Source organism: Flavobacterium sp. GSB-24, from assembly GCF_027924665.1.
Lineage (GTDB): Bacteria > Bacteroidota > Bacteroidia > Flavobacteriales > Flavobacteriaceae > Flavobacterium.
In genome coordinates this window covers 5,217,402-5,238,263 of the sequence record NZ_AP027043.1, presented here as the reverse complement: position 1 = coordinate 5,238,263, position 20,862 = coordinate 5,217,402, and the positions used below count along the sequence as shown (strand labels likewise).

Genomic DNA, 20,862 nt, shown 5'->3' with positions numbered 1-20,862 from the left:
TGCATTTGTGCATTCAAAATGAATTTAATCGCTCTCTTAAATCTGCAACTCCTTCTGAAGCAAATTTGGCAATCGTTTCCACTTTATTTCGAATATTGGGAATAGCAATTGGCTTTGGATCAATATAAAAAACTGGAGTTGTACTTGGAACATAAGAAATTAAGCCCGCCGCAGGATAAACCTGTAGTGAAGTTCCAATTACGGCAAAATAATCTGCGGTTTCAGTTATATCAATAGCTTCTTCGAGAGCAGGAACTTCTTCGCCAAACCAAACAATATGAGGTCTGAGCTGATGTCCGTTTGCATCAAAATCTCCTGTATTTAAATCTTCGGTCCAATCTAGAATTAGATTTTTATTCTGAATGCTTCTCACTTTTAGCAATTCGCCATGTAAATGAAGCACTTTTGTACTTCCCGCGCGTTCATGCAAATCGTCAACATTTTGAGTGATAATGTAAACATCAAAATCTTTTTCCAATTCAGCCAGAATAATATGACCTAAATTTGGATTCACTTCTTTTAACTGCTGACGGCGTTTATTGTAAAAATCTAAAACTAATTCCTGATTTTTATACCAGCCTTCAGGAGTTGCAACTTCCATTACGTCATGTCCTTCCCACAAACCGTCACTGTCGCGAAATGTTTTAATGCCGCTTTCTGCGCTTATTCCAGCTCCTGTTAAGACTACAAGTTTCTTTTTCATTTTTAAGGAGATTTTTTGATTCTCATTCAAAGATAATCAAATGAGGAATTTTTCAAATGAAATGGTTATTTTCGCAGACTAAATTTCTGTAAAATAAGTTGAAGAACTTATTTATTAATAAATAGAATTAAAATGATTGATTTAGATTACCTCGCATTTCTAGAAAATATCTTAACGGATAATAGAAAAAGCAATTTTTTGAAAGTTTTAGAAAACCGTACGAAGCATTTTACAGTTGCGGTAGAAGATGTTTTCCAGATGCATAATACAAGTGCAGTAATGCGAAGCTGCGAAGTTTTTGGAATTCAGGAATTGAACGTAATTGAACAGCGTTTCGGAAAAAGAATTGATAAAGAAATTGCTTTGGGTGCTCAAAAATGGGTAGATATCAATCGGTTTGATTCGGTTTCAGGATGTCTTTCTGATTTAAAAAGCAAAGGTTACCAGATCATTGCTACTACACCTCACGAAAACGACTGCATGCTGGAAGATTTTGATATTACAAAACCAAGTGCTTTATTTTTTGGAACAGAAAAAGAAGGTCTGTCAAAAGAAATAATGGACAATGCCGATGGTTTCTTAAAAATACCAATGGTTGGTTTTACGGAAAGTTTAAATATTTCAGTTTCGGCAGCTATTGTCATTCAAAATTTGACGAATAGATTAAGAAGATCAGATATTGATTGGAAATTGACCGAAGAAGAAATTTTAGTAAAACGTCTGGATTGGGCTAAAAATTCTATTAAAGATATTAAACGAATTGAAGCGCGTTATTATCTGGAAAATCCGAGATAAAAAAGTCGCAGTTTACATTCTCAGTCTTCAGTTTTGAGATGTTTAATTTAAAATATAAACGCTTAAAAAATAAAAAACCGACAGTTTTTGCTGTCGGTTTTTTTTATGGAATTTGAAGTATCAGTGTAAACTGTAAACAGTACTGAGACTGTAAACTGCGACTGAATACTTAGAATTTATTCATTTACAATAACCCAAGTTCCAGCAGCTAAAAGACTTTCTGCTTTTTTGAATTTCATTGTTTCTGTTTTACCAGTTGCAACTTCTTGAACTGTTACAGTATCGTTACGATTGATTTTTGGCATATCTCTCACGATAGTTTCAGTAACTTGACGTTGTTGTGTTTCTCCAGCTTCGCGATTAATATTTTCGCTGTTTGGAATTTCGTCTTTAGTTAATTGTAAATTTTCTTTTTGACGAATTTCTCTTGCTTCATGAATTTCAGGAGCGTTTTGAGCAGGTAAATCACCTTTGAATAAGAATGAGATAACTTCTTTATTAACGTTGTCTAACATTGATCTAAACAAGTTAAAAGCTTCTAATTTATAAATAAGCAATGGATCTTTTTGCTCGTGAACAGCCAATTGAACAGATTGTTTCAACTCGTCCATTTTGCGTAAGTGTTTTTTCCAAGCTTCATCAACGATAGAAAGTGTGATGTTTTTCTCGAAATCAGCAATTAATTGAGCACCTTCACTGTCGTACGCTTTTTTCAAATCAGTAACTACATTCAAAGTTTTGATTCCGTCTGTAAAAGGAACTACAATTCTTTCGAAATGATTGTTAGGTTCTTCATAAACACCTTTAATGATTGGGAAAGCTTCTCTAGCGCTTCTTTCAGTTTTTTCTGTGTAGAATGCCAAAGCTTCTTTGTAAACTTTTCCAGTGATTTCAATATCAGATGATTTCAAGAAATCTGCTTCTGAAATTGGAGATGTAATTCCGAAATAACGAATTAAATCAAAATCAAATCCTTTGAAATCATTTGCCACTTTATTATTGCTTACGATTAATTCGCAAGTGTCATAAAGCATATTAGCGATATCCAGTTTCAAACGCTCTCCAAATAAAGCGTGGCGACGACGTTTGTAAACTACTTCACGCTGTGAGTTCATAACGTCATCATATTCCAATAAACGTTTACGAACACCAAAGTTGTTTTCTTCTACTTTTTTCTGAGCACGTTCGATAGATTTAGTCATCATAGAGTGCTGAATAACTTCACCTTCTTTAAGTCCCATTCTGTCCATTACTTTAGCAACTCTTTCAGAACCAAATAAACGCATTAGGTTGTCTTCAAGAGAAACATAAAATTGAGAACTTCCTGGATCTCCCTGACGTCCTGCACGACCACGTAACTGTCTGTCTACACGACGAGAATCATGACGTTCTGTACCAACGATTGCTAAACCTCCGGCAGCTTTTACTTCTGGAGATAATTTAATATCGGTACCACGACCAGCCATGTTTGTTGCAATAGTTACAACTCCGGCTTTACCTGCTTCTTCAACGATTTGTGCCTCTTGTTTGTGCATTTTAGCATTCAAAACGTTATGAGTAACGCCTCTCATTTTCAGCATTCGGCTTAATAATTCTGAAATCTCTACAGAAGTTGTTCCAATCAAAACTGGTCTTCCAGCGTTTGATAATTCAGTAACGTCTTCAATAACAGCGTTGAATTTCTCACGTGTTGTTTTGTAGATATAATCTTCTTTGTCATGTCTAGCAATTGGACGATTGGTTGGAATTTCAACAACATCCAATTTATAAATCTGCCATAACTCGCCAGCTTCTGTAACTGCTGTACCCGTCATACCACCTAATTTGCTGTACATTCTGAAATAATTCTGTAATGTAACGGTAGCAAAAGTTTGTGTAGCAGCTTCGATTTTCACATTTTCTTTAGCTTCGATCGCTTGGTGTAAACCGTCAGAATAACGACGTCCATCCATAATACGACCTGTCTGCTCATCGACAATCATAATTTTGTTGTCCATGATAACGTATTCTACATCTTTTTCAAATAAAGCGTATGCTTTTAAAAGCTGAGTAAGGGTATGAATACGCTCGCTTTTTACACCAAAATCTTGGAATAATCTTTCTTTAGCTTCAGCTTCAGAATCTTTATCAAGTTTTTGTTTTTCAATAGCAGCAATTTCTGTTCCGATGTCTGGTAAAACGAAGAAATCTGCATCAGTATCTCCAGAAAGGTATTTAATACCATTATCTGTTAATTCAACTTGATTGTTTTTTTCTTCAATCACAAAATACAGAGCTTCGTCAACTTTGTGCATTTCGCGATTGTTGTCCTGCATATATTGATTTTCAGTTTTTTGAAGTAATTGTTTAATTCCTTCTTCACTTAAAAATTTAATTAATGCTTTATTTTTTGGTAAACTTCTGTAAGCTCTTAATAATAAGAAACCACCTTCTTTAGTATTTCCTTCTCTGATTAATTTTTTAGCTTCTGCTAAGAAACCATTTGCTAACTGACGTTGTTGTGCAACTAAGTTCTCGATTTTTGGTTTCAATTCGTTAAATTCATGACGATCTCCTTGCGGAACTGGTCCTGAAATAATAAGCGGTGTTCTAGCATCATCAATTAATACAGAATCTACCTCGTCGACAATTGCGTAATTGTGTTTTCTCTGCACTAAATCGCTAGGCGAGTGCGCCATATTATCTCTTAAGTAGTCAAAACCAAATTCGTTGTTGGTTCCATAAGTAATATCTGCGTCGTAAGCTTTTTTTCTAGCTTCTGTACTTGGCTGGTGATTATCGATACAGTCAACAGTTAAACCGTGAAATTCGAATAAAGGTGCTTTCCAAGTACTATCACGTTTTGCCAAGTAGTCATTCACCGTTACTAAGTGAACTCCATTTCCAGTTAAAGCATTTAAGTAAAGTGGAAGTGTAGCAACCAAAGTTTTACCTTCACCTGTCTGCATTTCGGCAACTTTACCTTCGTGCAATACCATACCACCAATTAACTGAACGTCATAGTGAATCATGTCCCAAGTGATATCTTTTCCAGCTGCATTCCATTTGTTAGCCCAAATTGCTTTTTCACCATCTATAGTAATGTATGGTTTTGTTGCTGAAAATTCGCGGTCTCTTGGAGTTGCAGTAACTTCAATATGTGAATTATCTTTAAAACGACGAGCAGTTTCTTTAACAACAGAAAAAGCTTCCGGAAGAATTTCCATTAAAGTTTTCTCAGAGATTTCATAGGCTTCTTTTTCAAGAGCATCTATTGCATCATAAATATCTTCTCTTTTGTCGATGTCTTCGATGTTTTCTACTTCCGCTTTAAGTGCAGCAATTTTAGCATCTTTTTCTGCTCTAGCTTCTTTTATTCTATCTTTAAAATATACGGTTCTCCCTCTTAATTCGTCATTAGATAGACTCATTAAGGTAGTTTCGAATGTTTTAATTTTGTTTAAGTAAGGTTGTAAAGCTTTGACATCTTTCTGTGATTTATCACCTACAAAGACTTTAATAATACTGTTTATGAAACTCATGATTTATTGTATTTCTTTATTGTTTAAATATGTATTTGAACCAAAAAAAAAGCCTCTGTGATGAGACTTTTTCCTTTGGTTTATTTTTTTAATATTCATCCTCATTCCAAAGATAATCTTCGTCTGTTGGATAATCAGGCCAAATTTCTTCCATTGATTCATATATCTCGCCTTCGTCTTCTATTGATTGAAGGTTTTCTACCACCTCTAATGGAGCACCAGCTCTAATAGCGTAGTCTATAAGTTCATCTTTGTTAGCAGGCCATGGCGCATCACTTAAATAAGATGCTAATTCTAATGTCCAATACATCTGTTATCTGTTTAGTTTGTGCAAAAATAAATTTTTTACTGAAAAAGACAAGTAAATTTTGATTTATTTTAATAAAATTTAAGAACGTCTCTTGTTAAATTCCAAAAAACAAATTTCAAATTCCAAAAAATGGGCTTGAAAGCCTACTCTTTAATCACCATATTGTAATATTGGATGATAATTTTGTCATTTGTAAATTCAAAGAATTTTGTTTTTTTTCTTTGGATTTGGAATTTAAAAATTGGAATTTTAGAAAATTTATTTCCTAGGTATCCATTTCACTTCCTCCGCTTTTAAGTCAGACGACAACTTCCGTGCCAAGACAAAAAGATAGTCAGAAAGTCGGTTTAAGTACTGAATTGCTATTTCTGGTACATGCTCATTGTGGCTTAAATGAACAGCTAAACGTTCTGCTCTACGGCAAATACAGCGTGCAATATGACAATGTGACACAGTAGGATGACCGCCTGGTAAAACAAAGTGAGTCATTGGCGGAAGACTTTCGTCCATTTTATCAATTTCTTTTTCTAATAATTCTATATCAGAATCAATTATTCCTAAATTTTTTAATCTAAGCTCGCCATTCTTCAAAACTTCTTTTTCTTGCGGCGTTGCCAAAATGGCACCAACAGTAAAAAGACGATCCTGAATTTCTATTAAAACTGTTTTATAATTTGAGTCAATTTCTTGGTCGCGAATAAGTCCTATATAAGAGTTCAATTCGTCAACAGTTCCATAGCTGTCAATTCGAATGTGGTCTTTTGGTACACGAGTTCCTCCAAAAAGAGCTGTTGTACCTTTATCGCCGGTTTTGGTGTATACTTTCATTTTTTTGAGATGCTAAGGTTCTGAGGTGCTATCCCGAAGCTTCGGGACTAAGTTTTTTTTTCTAATCTAAAATCTAAAATCAGAAATCAGAAATCTACAATTATTTAGTTGTATCACTTTCAATTAGTCCGTCACGTAGACGAATTACACGATGCGCATAAGCCGCAATATCTTCTTCGTGAGTTACTAGAATTACCGTATTTCCCTGTTCGTGGATATCTCCAAAGAGTTTCATGATTTCTACAGAAGTCTTACTATCTAAGTTTCCTGTAGGTTCATCGGCCAAAATAATCGAAGGTTTATTGACTAAAGCTCTGGCAACAGCGACACGCTGGCGTTGTCCTCCAGAAAGCTGATTTGGCTGGTGATCCATTCTATCTGCTAAATTCACTTGTTTTAGAACTTCGGTTGCTCGTGCAATTCGATCAGATTTGCCGTAGCCGGCATAAATCATAGGAAGTGCAACATTATCAAGAGCTGTTGTTCTTGGAAGTAAATTAAATGTCTGAAATACAAAACCAATTTCTTTATTTCTGATTTCGGCTAATTCATCATCTCTCATTTGGCTGACATCTTTTCCATTTAATATATAATGTCCAGAAGTCGGTGTATCTAAGCAGCCTAATAAATTCATTAATGTAGATTTTCCAGATCCAGAAGGCCCCATTAAAGCAACATATTCTCCTTTTTTTATTTCTAGATCTATTCCTTTTAATACATATACAATTTCGTTACCTAAAACAAAATTTCGTTTGATGTCCGTTATCTTAATTAATGGTTCAGCCATTTCTTTTTACAATTTTGGATTTAAAAGTACAAAACACTTTTGAATTAAAGAGATAAGTAGCTTATAATTGGTTTTTGTTACAAATGGATATTTTCTTATATAGTGATATTATATTTTAAACTGTTACGTAATTTTTATATTACTTTATATAATTGTCATTATTTTTTATTTTTTACAGATTTAATATATTTTTAATATTAAAAATATGGTAATAATGTAATTTATGGGGTTTTGTTTTGGGTATCTTTGAAATGTAATTAATTAAATAATCAACATTATGAAGAATATTAAAATAACTGCAGTAATTGCATTAATGGCGTTAGGTTTTACGTCATGTAAAGATGAGAAACAAGAAAAAGCACAGCGAACAATTGACTCTTATGTAACCTACGTAGATTCGGTTAAAAATGTTAAAGCCGAAGATTTAAAAGAAAATTGGAATGCTGTAGAAGCAGAATATGACAGAAGAGCGGCAGAGGCTAGTTTAGCTTTAGCAGATATTAAAGACAACGCTGCTCAAACTGAAAAAATAAATACAAGTAAAGCAAAATACGAGGACTTTAAAAATGAAATGACCACCCTTTTGGCCCCGCCAGCTCCAAGTCCTAAACAACAATTGAGAAATGCTTTATTTGGTGAAGGAAAAATTGGAGACGATATGAGTTTTAGCTGGGTTAACGCTCAGAATATTCACAGCGTTTACCAACAATTTGTACATACAGTTGAAAACAATAAAGATAGTTATTCTAGAGAAGACTGGGATGAAATTAAATTATTGTATGAAGCACTTGACAGCAGAAAAAATACTGTTGAAAAAGAAGGACTTTCGTCTGAAGATAACAGAAAAATTGCTGGTTTAAAAATCAAATTTGCACCAATGTACACTGTTAACAGAATGGGAGCAAAATCTGAAGAGAATAAAGAAGCAAAAAAATAAAAAATGTTTTTTTGAATTAGTATAAAAAAAGGCAATCAGAGATGATTGCCTTTTTTTATTTATGCTCTTATTATAAAGTGTTCTTTTTCCTGTTCTCGTCTAAAGAAAACAAGTCCCCATTGAAAAGTATCTATTGTTACTTTTACTTTTGGATGATTTTTTATAATCTCCCAAGTTTCCTCCATTTCTGGAGACCAATGAATATCATCAAAAATCCAAACAGAATCATTGTCAATCGTTGGCAATAAAAGTTCAAAATAGTTTAAAGTCGCTTTTTTTGAATGATTACCATCAAAATAGATCAGATTGTAAGTTGTTGATTGTAGATTTTCGGAAATTAAAAAAGATTCAAATTCAGAAATTATATTTTCAACATTTGTACAATCGAATTCATTCAGTTGATTTTTGGCAATATTTGCTGTATTCGGACAGCCTTCTATAGTTATTACTTTTGATTTGGGATTTCCTAAAGCTAAAGCAGAAGTTGCTAAGCCAAGTGATGTTCCTATCTCCAGAATATTTTTAGGTTGAAAATAATTGGATATTCGAAACAATAATTCGGCACGCTTAGGTGAAATTCCCGCTGTTTTAGCAATTTTCGAAATTTGTCTTTTGTTTGATTTAAAAACTTTAGAGCCTGCTCCAAAATCAGTTACTTCAATGAAACTTTTATTATTGAAAAGTGATTTTCGATATTTTTTCAGAATTGAATATTCTGGCTTTTGTTTCTTATCATAAAAACATTTTGTCAGTAAACTAAAAACAAAAGGCGAGTGAACCGCATGTTCGTTTTTAGAATTCCACAAAAATTTTAGATAAGATTTTATTTGAAAGAGCATTATTTTTCTAATAGTTCTTAAAATGGCATTAGTTTACTGCAATAATCTTTACATCAAACACAAGTACAGATCCTCCAGGAATTCCTCTGTCAGTATAACTTCCATATCCTAGGTGAGACGGTATTAGTAAAACACCACTACCACCTTCTTTAAAAAATGGAATTCCTTCCTGCCAGCCTAGTATTACACGATTTAAAGGAAAAGTTGATCCAGAAATTGGGCTTTGATCAAAAGTAGTTCCGCTTGTGTAATAACCTTTATAAACTACTGTAACTGTAGATGCTGTTGTTGGTTGTTTTCCTGTTCCTTCTTCATTAACAATATAATACAAGCCTGAACTTGTTCTCTTTGCAGTTAAGTTATTTTTTGCTAAATAATCTGTGATTTCTTTTTCATTTTCAGCCGTAAAATCTTTAGGCTTTATCAAATCATCAGAACTAGAGCAGGAAACAAAAAGGGTTAAAGTAAATAATGCAGTTAATAATTTTTTCATGTGGTATTTATTTTTAAAGTCGTAAATATATAAAAATTAGATTTCAGTCTCAGTTTAAAACCTGAAACCTGAAAACTAAAAATTACCCTTCAATCTTTGCCGAAAGCTCAAACCAGCGTTCTTCTTTTGCGTCTATTTTCTTTATGATATTTTGCAATTCATTTGCTTTCTTTTCAATATCAGCATCGGCAACTTTTCCGTCAGAGAATAACTGTTCAATTTTAGTTTTTTCGATTTCTAAATCTTTGATTTCTCTTTCGATTTTTTGATATTCTTTTTGCTCGTTAAAGCTTAAATTTCCTGTAGGATTGTTTTGTTTCCAATCTTTCTTTTCGGCTTTGTTTTCTTCTTTTTGAGCAACGTCGGCACTGTCTTCATAAGCTCTAAAATCAGAGTAGTTTCCTGGAAAATTCTCAATTTCACCTTGTCCTCTAAATACAAATAAATGATCGACAATTTTATCCATAAAGTAACGGTCGTGAGAAACTACCAATAAACATCCAGGATAATCTAAAAGGAAACTTTCAAGAACATTCAGCGTTACAATATCCAAATCGTTTGTTGGCTCATCGAGAATTAAAAAGTTCGGATTCTGAATTAAAACGGTACATAAATACAAGCGTTTTAATTCTCCACCGCTCAGTTTTTCCACATAATCGTATTGTTTTTTGGCATCAAAAAGAAAACGCTCTAACAATTGCGAAGCAGAAATAATTTTTCCTTTTGCCAGCGGAATATATTCTCCGTATTCTTTAATGATATCAATAACGCGCTGTCCTGGTTTTGGGTTTATTCCAGATTGTGTGTAGTAACCAATTTTAATAGTATCTCCTTTTACAACACGGCCATTATCGGGCGGAATTGTTCCTGTCAACAAATTTAGAAAAGTAGATTTTCCAGTTCCGTTTTTACCAATAATTCCGATTCTTTCGCCACGCTGAAAATCGAAACTAAAATTGTCTAGAATAACTTTGTCTTTGAATTTTTTAGAAAGTTTATGAAGCTCGATAATCTTGCTTCCCATTCTTTCCATATTAATTTCAAGCTCAACTTTGTTTTCTTTTCTTCGGCTTTGTGCTTTTTCCTTAATTACATAAAAGTCATCCTGACGAGATTTAGATTTGGTTGTTCTCGCTTTTGGCTGGCGGCGCATCCATTCTAATTCTTTTACAAATAAGTTTTTAGCTTTGTCAATGCTAGAGTTTTCAGAAGTTATTCTTTCTTCTTTTTTCTCTAAATAATAAGAGTAATTTCCTTTGTATTGGTATAATTTTCCGTTATCAAGCTCAATGATTTCGTTACATACACGCTCTAAAAAGAAACGGTCGTGCGTAACCATAAACAACGTAATATTTTCTTTAGCAAAATAACTTTCCAGCCATTCGATCATTTCAAGATCTAAATGGTTGGTTGGCTCATCTAAAATCAATAAATCTGGTCGATTGATTAATATAATAGCCAATGAAAGACGTTTTTTTTGCCCTCCTGAAAGATTTTTTACTTTAAGTTTAAAATCTTCTAGTTTTAATTTGAATAAAATCTGCTTGTACTGCGTTTCAAAATCCCAAGCATTATGCTGATCCATTCCGTCAAAAGCCTTTTGATAAGCCTCTTCATCATTTGGGTTTTCAAGCGCTTTTTCGTAAGCCTCAATTATCTTTAGAGTTTCATTATCTGAAGCAAAAATGCTTTCTTCAATCGTTAATTCATCTTGCAAATTATTGTCTTGCGATAGAAATGCCATTCTGATTCCTTTTCTCAGTACAACTTGTCCTGTATCTGGTTCGTCCAAACCATTAATAATGCTCATAATGGTGGTTTTACCAGAACCATTTTTGGCAATAAAAGCAATTTTTTGGTCTTTGTTGATTCCAAAAGAAATGTTGTCAAAAAGGACTCTTTCGCCAAATGACTTTGATATGTTTTCTACAGATAAGTAATTCATGAATATCTTTAACTGATATTTCAGTTTTTATTAATTAAAATTCTAAATATTGCGCAAAGATAGGCTTTTGCATCAGAGAAAAAAAACAGACTTAAAAGCTCTATATCTTTGATTTTGTAAACCTATAACAAGTCCTTCACTAAAAACAGTTTTAAAAATAGATTGTAACGTTTTAAGATTATCTCCGACATATTTAAAAACTTAATTTCTTAAATATGAGTGAGAAAGAGATAAAATCGGGCAGTTTTGAAGATTTTAAAATAAACACTAAAATCAAACTTGCTGCATTGTGGACTTCGGTAATGTTTTGCTACATATATGGAGATTATTTTTCATTGTATGTTCCAAATAAAGTAAAAGATTTTATAAATGGTGAAACGCTTCTTGATTCTCCAGTAAGATTATTTCTTGCCACAATTTTAATGACAATTCCAGCTTTAATGATTTTTGCCTCTGTTATTTTAAAACCAAAAATAAATAGGTTACTGAATATTCTTTTTGGAATTATTTACACATTAATAATGTTATTAATTGCTTTTACCACAATGGCTTCTTGGTGGAGTTTTTATGTTTTTCTGGCATTTATAGAAAGTATACTTACAGCTATAATTGTCTGGTTTGCATTTAAATGGCCAAGATATATTTAATTTTAAAAAGATAAAAGATGACTCAAGAATCAAAAATATCGTTTACTAATACAGGAAGAATTGCAGGTTTGTTATACTTAGTTGTTGTAATAACCGGAATTTTTAGTTTAGGATATGTTCCCTCAAAATTAATTGTTTGGAACAATGCATCTGAAACTTTTAATAATATTGTGAATTCTGAATTTCTTTTTAGACTTGGAATCGTCAGCAGTTTAATCTGCTATACCTTCTTTTTGTTTTTGCCTTTGGTTTTATATAAATTACTCAGGTCTTTTAATAAAACATATGCCAGATATATGGTTGTTTTAGCTGTTGTAAGTGTGCCAATTTCCTTTGTAAATATGTTGAACAAATTTGCGGTTTTGTCTATTATTAATTCGGGAGAACAAAAAAAAGATCTCGTAATGTTTTACCTCAATCAATATGATTACGGAAATTTAATTGTTCAGATTTTTTGGGGACTTTGGTTGTTTCCTTTTGGATACTTAGTTTTTAAATCAGGAGTAATTCCAAAATTTTTAGGAATTTTATTAATGCTTGGCTGTTTGGGATATTTAATAAATTTCTTGGGCAACACATTATTATCTAATTATTCTGAACTCGGAATATCATCTTACGTAAGACTTCCGGCAAGCATTGGAGAAATCGGAACTTGTTTTTGGCTCTTAATAATGGGGGCGAAAAACAAAGTTATTGTTGCCGATTGATGTATTGATTTAAAATTGGACTCAAATCTAAATAATGAATTTGCTGCTTCACATTTATCACAGGTTTGCGAACCAGAGCTTCATTCGTTAAAAAATAATGAAGACCATCTTTAGTTGTAATTCCTTCAATTTGATGAAAAGGGAGTTTTAAATCTATTCTTCTTTTATTTCCAGACAAAAAATCCTGATTTTTAAAATCGTAAAGCAGGTATAAAAATGGTTTTCCAACTTTAGTATACCCGCATAAAACAATCAAGTTTTTATTTGAGAGATAAGTTGCGCCAGTTACTAAACCTTTTGTATCGAATGTTGCTTTAAGTTTTGCAACCTGCGATCCAGTTTGATTGGGAAGAACGTAAATATTGGTTTTAGAAGATTTCCATTCTTTAGTAAACAAATAAATACTGTCTTTAGAAACAATAAAAGCTTCACAGTCAAAATCGGTTTTATTGGGTTTTGAAGCAGAAAAATCCGTTTGATCAGCATAAGAAAATGAAATTGTTTCAATCTTAGGATTTTCTTCCAAAAACGATTTTTTTTCAATTTTAAGGATTTTAAGGTCAGATCGGTTTCCAGAATAATTATTGCCAAAATCACCTATATAAATGTGTGAACTATCTTTGGCAATTTCTTCCCAATCGTGATTTGTTGCTTCATTAAGAATGATTTTTCTTTTGATTCTTCCTAAAGAATCCAATCCGTAAATCGTTTTATCGTGATCGTCGTTATGCGTCCAAAGTAAATTTTCGAAAGCAATTAATCCTGAAGTTTCTCTTATAGAATCGCTTAAAATTTTCGAATATTCTGGTTTAAGTTTTAAATTCTTATAACTACAACTGCCATCATTTTGTATAGCATTCGAATTGTAATTTTCTGCTCGAGAATCTGTACAGAGCGAGATTTGACTGTAGGTCGAAGTAACAATTAAGAAAAAGAATACTATAACTTTTTTCATTTAAAGTCGCGTTTTAGGCATTGCAAAAATAGCTTTTAATGTTCAAAAAGTAGCTTTAAACTATTTTAAATGCAAATCTATATTTTTTTATTCTACTTTTTTGTAAGAGGAACAATACGTTTTTTTTATATTAAAATAAGACATTTCTTTCATTTTTGTTTTTTGATGCTGTTTTACTAAACTACTTTTGCAAAAAAATTAAAAGGACTCGTGGATAAATGAGATGATTTATTAAGAGTATTTTTTAATAGAATTTTAATCTGAATCTGACTTTTGTGAGTGGGAGAAGCGAAGCTATGCTTATAAATAACTAATTTTTTAAATATGAAGATAGGAATAACATTTAGCGCTTTTGATTTACTACATGCTGGTCATATTAAAATGCTGGAAGAAGCAAAAAGACAATGTGATTATTTAATTGTGGGATTACAAATAGATCCGGCATTAGATCGCCCTGAAAAAAATAGTCCGACACAAACAGTTGTTGAAAGGTACATTCAACTTAAGGGATGCAAATTTGTAGATGAAATTATTCCTTATGCTACAGAACAGGATTTAGAAGATATCCTGAGATCGCATAAAATAGATGTTCGAATTATTGGTGAGGAATATCAAAATAAAAACTTTACTGGAAGAAATTACTGTGAGGAAAAAGGAATTAAACTTCACTTTAATAAACGAGATCATCGTTTTTCAAGTAGTGGACTAAGAAAAGAAGTTGCTGATCGGGAATTGAAAAAAGAGCGATAAAATATTTTTTTTTGTAATAAAAACAAGGTTTTTTTAGAAGATTTAAAAGCCGCCTTCATTTAAATTATAGTGATAAAAAAAATTAAACAAAAAGTTTTTTCTTTTTTTTTAGAGGGTCATAGTAGGACCATTTTAGCAAAAAAGAATATAGCAATTTCTTTTTTAATTAAAGGTGCTAGTATAGTTACTGGTTTACTATTGGTTCCTATGACTATAAATTATATTAGTCCTATGCAATATGGTATCTGGTTGACAATTAGCTCGTTGATTGGCTGGATGAGTTTTTTTGACATTGGAATGGGGAATGGTCTTCGAAATAAATTAACAGAAGCTTTAGCTGTAAAGAATTATCATTTAGCCAAGATCTATATTAGTACAACCTATGCCACCTTATTAATTATTTCTTCTTGCTTATTTCTTTTTTTTTCTTTTTCGAACCGTTATATAGATTGGCAAACATTTTTAAATATACCTAAATCTGTCAAAGAGGATATTTCATTTGCAGTTCTAATAGTCTTCTGTTCATTTTGTTTACAATTTGTAGTTCAATTAATTAATACAATATTAACGGCTGCTCATAAGCCTGCTGTAGCTGGCTTAATTTTGTTAATTGGTCAAATATGTGGCTTAATAACCATATATATAATGACAAAAACAATTCAGGGTAATCTTATAGTTTTGGTTTTAGCCCTAACGATAAACCCAATCATCATATTTACATTAGCAAGTTTATATTTTTACAAAACTAAACTTAGAAATATAGCTCCTGCATTTTCTCATGTCGATTTTAGTTACTCAAAAAAAATATTCAAGGTAGGAGGTTACTTTTTTATTATTCAAATAGGATCTATCGTATTACTTCAGACAGATAATATCATTATTTCAAAATTTATAGATCCAGAATCTGTTACACAATTCAATGTGGCTCTTAAATTGTTTTCAACAGTAATTATGCTTTTTTCAACGATTTTGATTCCTTATTGGAGTGCTTTTACGGATGCAAATACAAAAAAGGATTACATATGGATAAGAAATAGCATTAGAAAAATTAGGCAAATTTGGTTTTATATTTCAATTATCGTGGTTCCTATTATATTGATGGTGTCAAAATTTATATATAAATTTTGGATTGGTGATTCAGTCAAAATACCTTTTAGCCTTTCTTTTTTGCTAAGTTTATATGTAATCGCTTATATCTGTTTGAATTTAAATAGTTACTTTTTAAATGGTGTAGGTAAGATTAGGTTACAAGTGTATCTTTATATAATTGTCTGCTTTTTAAATATTCCTTTGTGCTGTTTTTTGGCAGCAAAAATTGGCGTAAATGGTGTGGTTATATCCAATTTAATAATGTTTATAGGAATGAATATTATTCTTTGGATTCAAACTAATAAGATTTTAGCTCAGAAAGATAAAAATATATGGAGCAAATAAAAAAACATTGTGCAATCAGTATATCCTAAAAGAGATTTTTTTTTAAGACAAAAAAATTCAACAAAACCAAATTTAAGCGTTTTACTCCTGATTCATTTACAGCTTATTAATATTATCACAGGACCTGATATCATTTTAAAATTTTTAGGTTTTAGATATGATGATGTAGCTGAAATTGGGCTAGGATGGTTTACATTCTCGGTAAATTTTTTATTTATTTTATTGGACGTATTCGTTCTTCTTAATAATAAAACTAAAAGTCTTAAACTTATTTTAGAGGTAAAAAAAATCGGATTTTTTTTAGTTCTAATTTTTTTGTCAAGCTTTTTAGTTTTAGAAAACTTGTTTGAACAATCTCTTAATTTAATTTTTCTTACTATTGGTTATAGCATTAAAATTTGCAGTCTAATCATTTTATTTGATAAATATAATATTGAATTTTCTTCGATACTATTAAAAGTATTAAAAATACTAATGATAGTAATGCTTGTATATCTTGTTATTTTTTTTGGAAATGGTTTTTCAACAACATTAATAGGTCGATACCAAAGTGTTTTTAATCAGCCTAATACATTAGGACAGTTTTCTTCTTTGGCAATTGCAACTTTATTTTCGGAGAGATTATATATTTCTAGAAAAAATAAAAAATTTAATAATTATTCTTTTTTCTTTTTCTTATCAACTGCAATAGCTTTTGTGATAATCAGTCAAAGCTTCACAAACTTTTTATTAATTATATTAATAGTATTGATGTACTTCTTTTATGTTTTAAAAAACAAAATGTTACATGTTTTATTACTGATTTCAATAGCACTTTTTTCTTTTTTCTTTTTTACAAATTCTAAAGATCTATCGTTCTTATCATTTTCAGATGTTAATGTAACTTCTTCAAATTTTAATCGGGATTTAACTTTAACTGGAAGAACACAAATTTGGAGAGACGTTTTAGATAAAGTTCAATTTGATGACAAGACATTATGTGGTTATGGGATAGGGGGATTTTGGGGGAAAACTGGTGCTCCATCCTCCAAGATTGACAATGCTCTTTTTGCAGAAATAGGACAGTCACATAATGGAATGATAGATTTATATACACAATATGGGTTAGTTGGTATCTCTCTATTTGTTTATATTTTATTTACAATTTTGAAGAAATTATCAAAGTTAAAATCTAATTCTGCCCAAGTCATTTTTTTGAATTTCTTCTTTGTTTTATTTCTTTTTAACAACTTAGTAGAGTCTAGCTATCTTCAGCCTAAGAATTTTTTAAACATCATATTTATTTTAAATACAATTTACATTCTTAATCCTAAATATTTATTAGAATTTAGGAAAGCTAGATTAAACGCAATCAATATTTCTCAAAGTTAAAACTGAATGCTTTATAAATATATTACAGTTGCGATATGCACGTATAATAGACCTTTATTATTGCAGAAATGTATTGAATCTGTTTTAATACAAAATACCGATTATGAATATGAAATAATTGTTGTAGATAATGATTCAAGAAAAACGGCTCAGGAAATTGTCGAAAAATATGAAGCGAGAGTTCAATACTATTTTCAACCATTAAAAGGATTGTCCTTTGCAAGAAATATGGCGGTATCAAAAGCGACAGGAGAATTTGTTCTTTTTATTGATGATGACGAATATGCTGATCGAAATTGGCTCACAAATATGATCAATTGTCAGAAAAAATATTCTGCAGATGTTGTTTTAGGTAAAGTGATCTATGAAATTCCTGAATATTTTCCTTCTTATATTAAAAAGAGTTCTTTTTTTATTCGCAAGAATATAGTTACAGGTCAAGAAGCTAAAATAAATGAAGGATATACAGGAAATACTTTGGTTAATAGAAAATTATTTGATCTAAGAATTCCCTCTTTTCTCGAAAAATTTAATCATACAGGCGGAGAGGATTCTGATTTTTTTAATTTTTTATTATCAAAACAAGCAAAAATTATATTTTCAAATGAAGCTGTTATTTATGAAACTCAAGATAGTAAAAGGCTAAAAGTATCTTGGTTTTTTAAAAGAGGATATCGTTCGGGATATAATTATGCAAGTCATATTTTGAAAAATAACAATTTTTTTATTGGTTCAATAAAATTGATATATAGTGTTTTGGGTGGATTGTTTATAAGCTTTATACTAATTATTAGAACCATTTTTATTCCAAACAAATTTTACATAAAAACGTTAGCAAAAATTGGCAACCAATTAGGGAAGATTGGATATTTATTTCGTTGCCAAATTACAGATTACTCATAATAGTTTAATCAAAGCAATAAAAAGTTTAAAAAAAATGTAGGTTATGAATTCCAACAATCTTAGTTCTACAAGTATTGTCTCATATAGAATACATTTTCGTGTAAAAAAATTTGAGCAGAAATATTAATAAATGAATACTTTTTCTCCAATTGTACTTTTCACATACCGACGACTTGGTCCTTTACAAAAAACTATACAATCGTTAAAAGAAAACTATCTCGCAAGTCAATCAGATCTCTATATTTTTTCTGATGCAGCAAAATCAGATTCTGATAGCGAGGCTGTAAATGCTGTTAGGGAATATATACATTCTATTGATGATTTTAAAACTATTACAATTTTTGAAGCAGCAAGAAATAAAGGATTAGCAAGTTCAATTATAGATGGTGTAACCCAAATTTTGAAGATTCATAACACTGTCATTGTGTTAGAGGATGATCTTGTCAGCAGTAGAAATTTTCTAAATTTTATGAATGAAGCTCTTGATTTTTATCGGGAAGAACCAAAGGTGTTTTCAATTGCAGGATTTAGTATGCCTATTAAAAGTAATACAAAATTTGATAATTATTTTACTCAAAGATCCAGTTCGCATGGCTGGGCAATATGGAAAGATCGTTGGATGAGAATAGATTGGGCTGTTAGTGATTATAATGAGTTTAAGAGTAACAGAAAGTTAAAACATAGTTTTAATAAAATGGGCTCAGACATGTCAGGTATGCTAGATCGCCAGATGCAGGGAAAGATAAACTCTTGGGCTATTCGCTGGTGTTATCATCAATTCAAATACGGATTATTCTCCGTACATGCAATTAACTCAAAAATTGAAAATGTTGGTTTTACAATTGATGCAAGTAATACGACAGAAAAATATAATAGATTCAAGACAATTTTAGATAATGGAGTAAAAACAAGTTTTCTTTTTTCGCCACATATTCGTTTAGATCCAAAAATAATAAAACAGTTCACTAAACCATTTTCTATTCTTTTAAGAATAAAATATAAGGCGATTAATTTATTTCAGTAAAATTGAAAATTCTTATAATTCATACACGCTATCAAATGTCTGGTGGCGAAGATACTGTTGTAGAGCAAGAATTGAAATTATTAAAACAATACCATACTGTTGAGGTTGTTTATTTTCAAAATTATTCTGGATGGAAAGGGGCAATACAATTTTTAGCTTCAATATGGAATATTTATTCTGTTAAGAAGGTTAGAGAAAAAATAATAGAATTTAAGCCGGATTTGGTGCATATCCATAATTGGCATTTTGCTTTAGGACCACTGGTATTTAGGGAAATAAAAAATTTGGATGTTCCAATTGTTCACACAATTCATAATTATAGATTATTATGCCCGTCTGGTATTTTACTCAATAATGGACAATTATTTACTCATAGTTTACATCAAGAATTTCCATATAAAGCAGTCTTTAAGAAGGTTTATCGGTCCTCTTTTTTTCAGACGTTTTGGCTTTCTGTTATTATTTGGTTTCATAAAAAAATAGGTACATGGTCAAAAATTGAAAAATATTTATGCCTGACTTCATTTGCAGTTGAACTTTTTCAAAAATCCAATTTTGGCATACCTGTCGAAAAATTTACGGTTAAGCCAAATTTTGTAATAGACCATAAAAATAACTTGGAAACTAAAAGAGATAATCATTTTTTATTTGTCGGAAGATTGTCTGTAGAAAAAGGGATAGAAGTATTAATTGATGCTTTTAGAGATACTTCATTTGAATTGAAGATAGCTGGAGATGGTCCGTTAAAACAGCTTGTTATAGATGCAGCTGTAGACAATAAAAATATTTGCTATTTGGGAAGCTTAAAAAATGAAGAAGTAAAATTAGAGTTGCAAAAAGCGCAGGCTTTTATTTTTCCTTCTATATGGTATGAAGGAATGCCAATGACGATAATAGAAGCTTTTTCATGCAGTACGCCAGTTATAGCATCAAATTTAGGAGCTATGTCTTCTATAATTTCTAATAATTTCAACGGTTTTCATTTTGAAGAAAGGAGCCCTCAAAAACTAAAAGAAGCAGTAAAGTTATTTGACAATTTAATGCCAGAAGTTAAAAAGCACATTCAAGATAATGCTTATCAAACTTATAAAGAAAAATATTCAGTAAGCTCGCAATTATCATATTTCAATACTATATACATGCCAATTATTAATAAAAGAAGTGATAGAAATGATTAATAATTTATCATTTGAGCCCTGTCTCAATTATAAAATATTCAAGGATGATTTGTCTACTTGTTTCACTAGCAGAAAAACATTAATTAATACCATTAATCAATATTCGTATTGCATTGCTGAAGTAGACTTAACATTTAAAAAAGCGCTACAGGGATCTGATATTTTACTGCCAGATGGTATTGGAATTGTAGCCGCTGTAAAATTACTGAATAATAAAAAAATTTCTAAAATTGCCGGAGCAGATCTTCATCATTATCTATTAGATGATTTAAACAAAAAAAAAGGAAAATGTTTTTATTTAGGTTCTTCACAAAATACATTAGATAAAATTGTTCAACGCCTTTCAATAGAATTTCCCAATGTTAGTGTAGTAACTTTTTCGCCTCCTTTTAAAAGTGAATTTTCTGATGATGATAATCAACAAATGATAAATGCGGTAAATGATTTCAAGCCAGATGTTTTGTTTATTGGGATGACAGCACCAAAACAAGAAAAATGGTCTTATGGCAATAAAGAATTTTTAGATTCCAAAGTTATTTGTTCTATTGGAGCGGTATTCGATTTCTACGCTGGAACTGTAGAAAGACCTAACAAACTATGGGTGAATTTGGGACTGGAATGGTTCATTAGGCTAATTAGAGAACCACGAAGAATGTGGAAAAGATATTTATATTATGGACCAATATTTATTTGGCTGATTTTCGTAAAAAAGATAAAAACTGTTTTTAATTAAAA

At 30.9% G+C, this 20,862-nt stretch carries 20 protein-coding genes; 11 read left to right on the top strand and 9 right to left on the bottom strand.

From position 1 onward, the window contains the following. Positions 1 to 13 precede the first annotated feature (13 nt). Positions 14 to 703 carry an NAD-dependent deacylase gene (locus QMG60_RS22105; RefSeq protein ID WP_281866442.1) on the bottom strand — a complete coding sequence of 230 codons (690 nt, stop codon included), beginning with the start codon at positions 701 to 703 and terminating at the stop codon, positions 14 to 16. Between the two features lie 132 nt (positions 704 to 835). Here QMG60_RS22105 and QMG60_RS22100 point away from each other — a divergent pair, with 132 nt between their 5' ends. After that, the gene (locus tag QMG60_RS22100) at positions 836 to 1,498 is read left to right on the top strand and encodes an RNA methyltransferase (protein ID WP_281866441.1); all 663 of its coding nucleotides are present in this window, start codon (positions 836 to 838) and stop codon (positions 1,496 to 1,498) included. Positions 1,499 to 1,674: 176 nt separating this feature from the next. Here the strand turns inward: QMG60_RS22100 and secA are convergent, their stop codons facing one another. The 4 genes from secA to QMG60_RS22080 all read right to left on the bottom strand — a co-directional run bounded on the left by secA (position 1,675) and on the right by QMG60_RS22080 (position 6,944). Then, a complete protein-coding gene (gene secA, locus QMG60_RS22095) occupies positions 1,675 to 5,019 on the bottom strand; it encodes a preprotein translocase subunit SecA (RefSeq protein ID WP_057116906.1) in 3,345 nt (1,114 codons plus the stop codon). Positions 5,020 to 5,107: 88 nt separating this feature from the next. Next, entirely contained in the window at positions 5,108 to 5,329 is a 222-nt protein-coding gene (locus QMG60_RS22090) for a DUF2795 domain-containing protein (RefSeq protein ID WP_007138072.1), read from the bottom strand. A 258-nt stretch (positions 5,330 to 5,587) separates the two neighbouring features. After that, positions 5,588 to 6,157, bottom strand: a complete 570-nt coding sequence (locus tag QMG60_RS22085; RefSeq protein ID WP_057116905.1) for a cob(I)yrinic acid a,c-diamide adenosyltransferase — start codon at positions 6,155 to 6,157, stop codon at positions 5,588 to 5,590. Positions 6,158 to 6,257: 100 nt separating this feature from the next. Then, positions 6,258 to 6,944: an ABC transporter ATP-binding protein gene (locus tag QMG60_RS22080; RefSeq protein ID WP_057116904.1), complete on the bottom strand. Its 687-nt coding sequence runs from the start codon at positions 6,942 to 6,944 to the stop codon at positions 6,258 to 6,260. 277 nt (positions 6,945 to 7,221) lie between these two features. On the opposite strand from QMG60_RS22080, the gene QMG60_RS22075 reads away from it, so the two are divergent. Next, on the top strand, positions 7,222 to 7,881 hold the full coding sequence (locus tag QMG60_RS22075; RefSeq protein ID WP_057116903.1) for a DUF6565 domain-containing protein: 660 nt from the start codon (positions 7,222 to 7,224) through the stop codon (positions 7,879 to 7,881). A gap of 59 nt (positions 7,882 to 7,940) precedes the next feature. Here the strand turns inward: QMG60_RS22075 and QMG60_RS22070 are convergent, their stop codons facing one another. From QMG60_RS22070 to QMG60_RS22060, 3 genes are all read right to left on the bottom strand, one after another. Beyond that, positions 7,941 to 8,720, bottom strand: a complete 780-nt coding sequence (locus tag QMG60_RS22070) for a class I SAM-dependent methyltransferase (protein WP_281866439.1) — start codon at positions 8,718 to 8,720, stop codon at positions 7,941 to 7,943. Positions 8,721 to 8,748: 28 nt separating this feature from the next. Next, positions 8,749 to 9,213 carry an FKBP-type peptidyl-prolyl cis-trans isomerase gene (locus QMG60_RS22065; protein ID WP_057116901.1) on the bottom strand — a complete coding sequence of 155 codons (465 nt, stop codon included), beginning with the start codon at positions 9,211 to 9,213 and terminating at the stop codon, positions 8,749 to 8,751. Between the two features lie 82 nt (positions 9,214 to 9,295). After that, the gene (locus tag QMG60_RS22060) at positions 9,296 to 11,158 is read right to left on the bottom strand and encodes an ABC-F family ATP-binding cassette domain-containing protein (RefSeq protein ID WP_057116900.1); all 1,863 of its coding nucleotides are present in this window, start codon (positions 11,156 to 11,158) and stop codon (positions 9,296 to 9,298) included. Between the two features lie 215 nt (positions 11,159 to 11,373). On the opposite strand from QMG60_RS22060, the gene QMG60_RS22055 reads away from it, so the two are divergent. Beyond that, positions 11,374 to 11,805, top strand: coding sequence for a DUF6326 family protein (locus QMG60_RS22055; protein ID WP_281866438.1), 432 nt, complete (start codon positions 11,374 to 11,376; stop codon positions 11,803 to 11,805). A gap of 17 nt (positions 11,806 to 11,822) precedes the next feature. Continuing rightward, entirely contained in the window at positions 11,823 to 12,512 is a 690-nt protein-coding gene (locus tag QMG60_RS22050) for a DUF4386 domain-containing protein (protein WP_057116898.1), read from the top strand. On the opposite strand, the gene QMG60_RS22045 is transcribed toward QMG60_RS22050, so the two are convergent. Continuing rightward, positions 12,496 to 13,467 carry a T9SS C-terminal target domain-containing protein gene (locus tag QMG60_RS22045; protein WP_281866437.1) on the bottom strand — a complete coding sequence of 324 codons (972 nt, stop codon included), beginning with the start codon at positions 13,465 to 13,467 and terminating at the stop codon, positions 12,496 to 12,498. The genes QMG60_RS22050 and QMG60_RS22045 overlap by 17 nt on opposite strands. A 324-nt stretch (positions 13,468 to 13,791) precedes the next feature. On the opposite strand from QMG60_RS22045, the gene QMG60_RS22040 reads away from it, so the two are divergent. The 7 genes from QMG60_RS22040 to QMG60_RS22010 all read left to right on the top strand — a co-directional run bounded on the left by QMG60_RS22040 (position 13,792) and on the right by QMG60_RS22010 (position 20,860). Next, positions 13,792 to 14,217 (top strand): adenylyltransferase/cytidyltransferase family protein, encoded by a 426-nt coding sequence (locus QMG60_RS22040; protein WP_281866436.1) that lies wholly within the window; start codon positions 13,792 to 13,794, stop codon positions 14,215 to 14,217. Positions 14,218 to 14,286: 69 nt separating this feature from the next. Further along, positions 14,287 to 15,651 (top strand): oligosaccharide flippase family protein, encoded by a 1,365-nt coding sequence (locus QMG60_RS22035; protein ID WP_281866435.1) that lies wholly within the window; start codon positions 14,287 to 14,289, stop codon positions 15,649 to 15,651. A gap of 9 nt (positions 15,652 to 15,660) precedes the next feature. Then, a complete protein-coding gene (locus tag QMG60_RS22030; RefSeq protein ID WP_281866434.1) occupies positions 15,661 to 17,022 on the top strand; it encodes an O-antigen ligase family protein in 1,362 nt (453 codons plus the stop codon). A 6-nt stretch (positions 17,023 to 17,028) separates the two neighbouring features. Next, positions 17,029 to 17,925 (top strand): glycosyltransferase family 2 protein, encoded by an 897-nt coding sequence (locus QMG60_RS22025; RefSeq protein WP_281866433.1) that lies wholly within the window; start codon positions 17,029 to 17,031, stop codon positions 17,923 to 17,925. 130 nt (positions 17,926 to 18,055) lie between these two features. After that, positions 18,056 to 18,949, top strand: a complete 894-nt coding sequence (locus QMG60_RS22020; RefSeq protein WP_281866432.1) for a sugar transferase — start codon at positions 18,056 to 18,058, stop codon at positions 18,947 to 18,949. A 2-nt stretch (positions 18,950 to 18,951) separates the two neighbouring features. Then, positions 18,952 to 20,127, top strand: a complete 1,176-nt coding sequence (locus QMG60_RS22015; RefSeq protein ID WP_281866431.1) for a glycosyltransferase family 4 protein — start codon at positions 18,952 to 18,954, stop codon at positions 20,125 to 20,127. Then, complete coding sequence (locus QMG60_RS22010; protein WP_281866430.1) at positions 20,120 to 20,860, top strand: WecB/TagA/CpsF family glycosyltransferase; 741 nt, start codon at positions 20,120 to 20,122, stop codon at positions 20,858 to 20,860. Before QMG60_RS22015 ends, QMG60_RS22010 begins: the two co-directional genes overlap by 8 nt. The last annotated feature ends 2 nt before the right edge of the window (positions 20,861 to 20,862 follow it).

Excerpts from the sequence above, each read along its gene's own strand:
- QMG60_RS22105 (WP_281866442.1), bottom strand. The coding sequence starts at position 703 with ATGAAAAAGAAACTTGTAGTCTTAACAGGAGCTGGAATAAGCGCAGAA.
- QMG60_RS22100 (WP_281866441.1), top strand. The coding sequence starts at position 836 with ATGATTGATTTAGATTACCTCGCATTTCTAGAAAATATCTTAACGGAT.
- secA (WP_057116906.1), bottom strand. The coding sequence starts at position 5,019 with ATGAGTTTCATAAACAGTATTATTAAAGTCTTTGTAGGTGATAAATCA.
- QMG60_RS22090 (WP_007138072.1), bottom strand. The coding sequence starts at position 5,329 with ATGTATTGGACATTAGAATTAGCATCTTATTTAAGTGATGCGCCATGG.
- QMG60_RS22085 (WP_057116905.1), bottom strand. The coding sequence starts at position 6,157 with ATGAAAGTATACACCAAAACCGGCGATAAAGGTACAACAGCTCTTTTT.
- QMG60_RS22080 (WP_057116904.1), bottom strand. The coding sequence starts at position 6,944 with ATGGCTGAACCATTAATTAAGATAACGGACATCAAACGAAATTTTGTT.
- QMG60_RS22075 (WP_057116903.1), top strand. The coding sequence starts at position 7,222 with ATGAAGAATATTAAAATAACTGCAGTAATTGCATTAATGGCGTTAGGT.
- QMG60_RS22070 (WP_281866439.1), bottom strand. The coding sequence starts at position 8,720 with ATGCTCTTTCAAATAAAATCTTATCTAAAATTTTTGTGGAATTCTAAA.
- QMG60_RS22065 (WP_057116901.1), bottom strand. The coding sequence starts at position 9,213 with ATGAAAAAATTATTAACTGCATTATTTACTTTAACCCTTTTTGTTTCC.
- QMG60_RS22060 (WP_057116900.1), bottom strand. The coding sequence starts at position 11,158 with ATGAATTACTTATCTGTAGAAAACATATCAAAGTCATTTGGCGAAAGA.
- QMG60_RS22055 (WP_281866438.1), top strand. The coding sequence starts at position 11,374 with ATGAGTGAGAAAGAGATAAAATCGGGCAGTTTTGAAGATTTTAAAATA.
- QMG60_RS22050 (WP_057116898.1), top strand. The coding sequence starts at position 11,823 with ATGACTCAAGAATCAAAAATATCGTTTACTAATACAGGAAGAATTGCA.
- QMG60_RS22045 (WP_281866437.1), bottom strand. The coding sequence starts at position 13,467 with ATGAAAAAAGTTATAGTATTCTTTTTCTTAATTGTTACTTCGACCTAC.
- QMG60_RS22040 (WP_281866436.1), top strand. The coding sequence starts at position 13,792 with ATGAAGATAGGAATAACATTTAGCGCTTTTGATTTACTACATGCTGGT.
- QMG60_RS22025 (WP_281866433.1), top strand. The coding sequence starts at position 17,029 with ATGCTTTATAAATATATTACAGTTGCGATATGCACGTATAATAGACCT.
- QMG60_RS22020 (WP_281866432.1), top strand. The coding sequence starts at position 18,056 with ATGAATACTTTTTCTCCAATTGTACTTTTCACATACCGACGACTTGGT.
- QMG60_RS22010 (WP_281866430.1), top strand. The coding sequence starts at position 20,120 with ATGATTAATAATTTATCATTTGAGCCCTGTCTCAATTATAAAATATTC.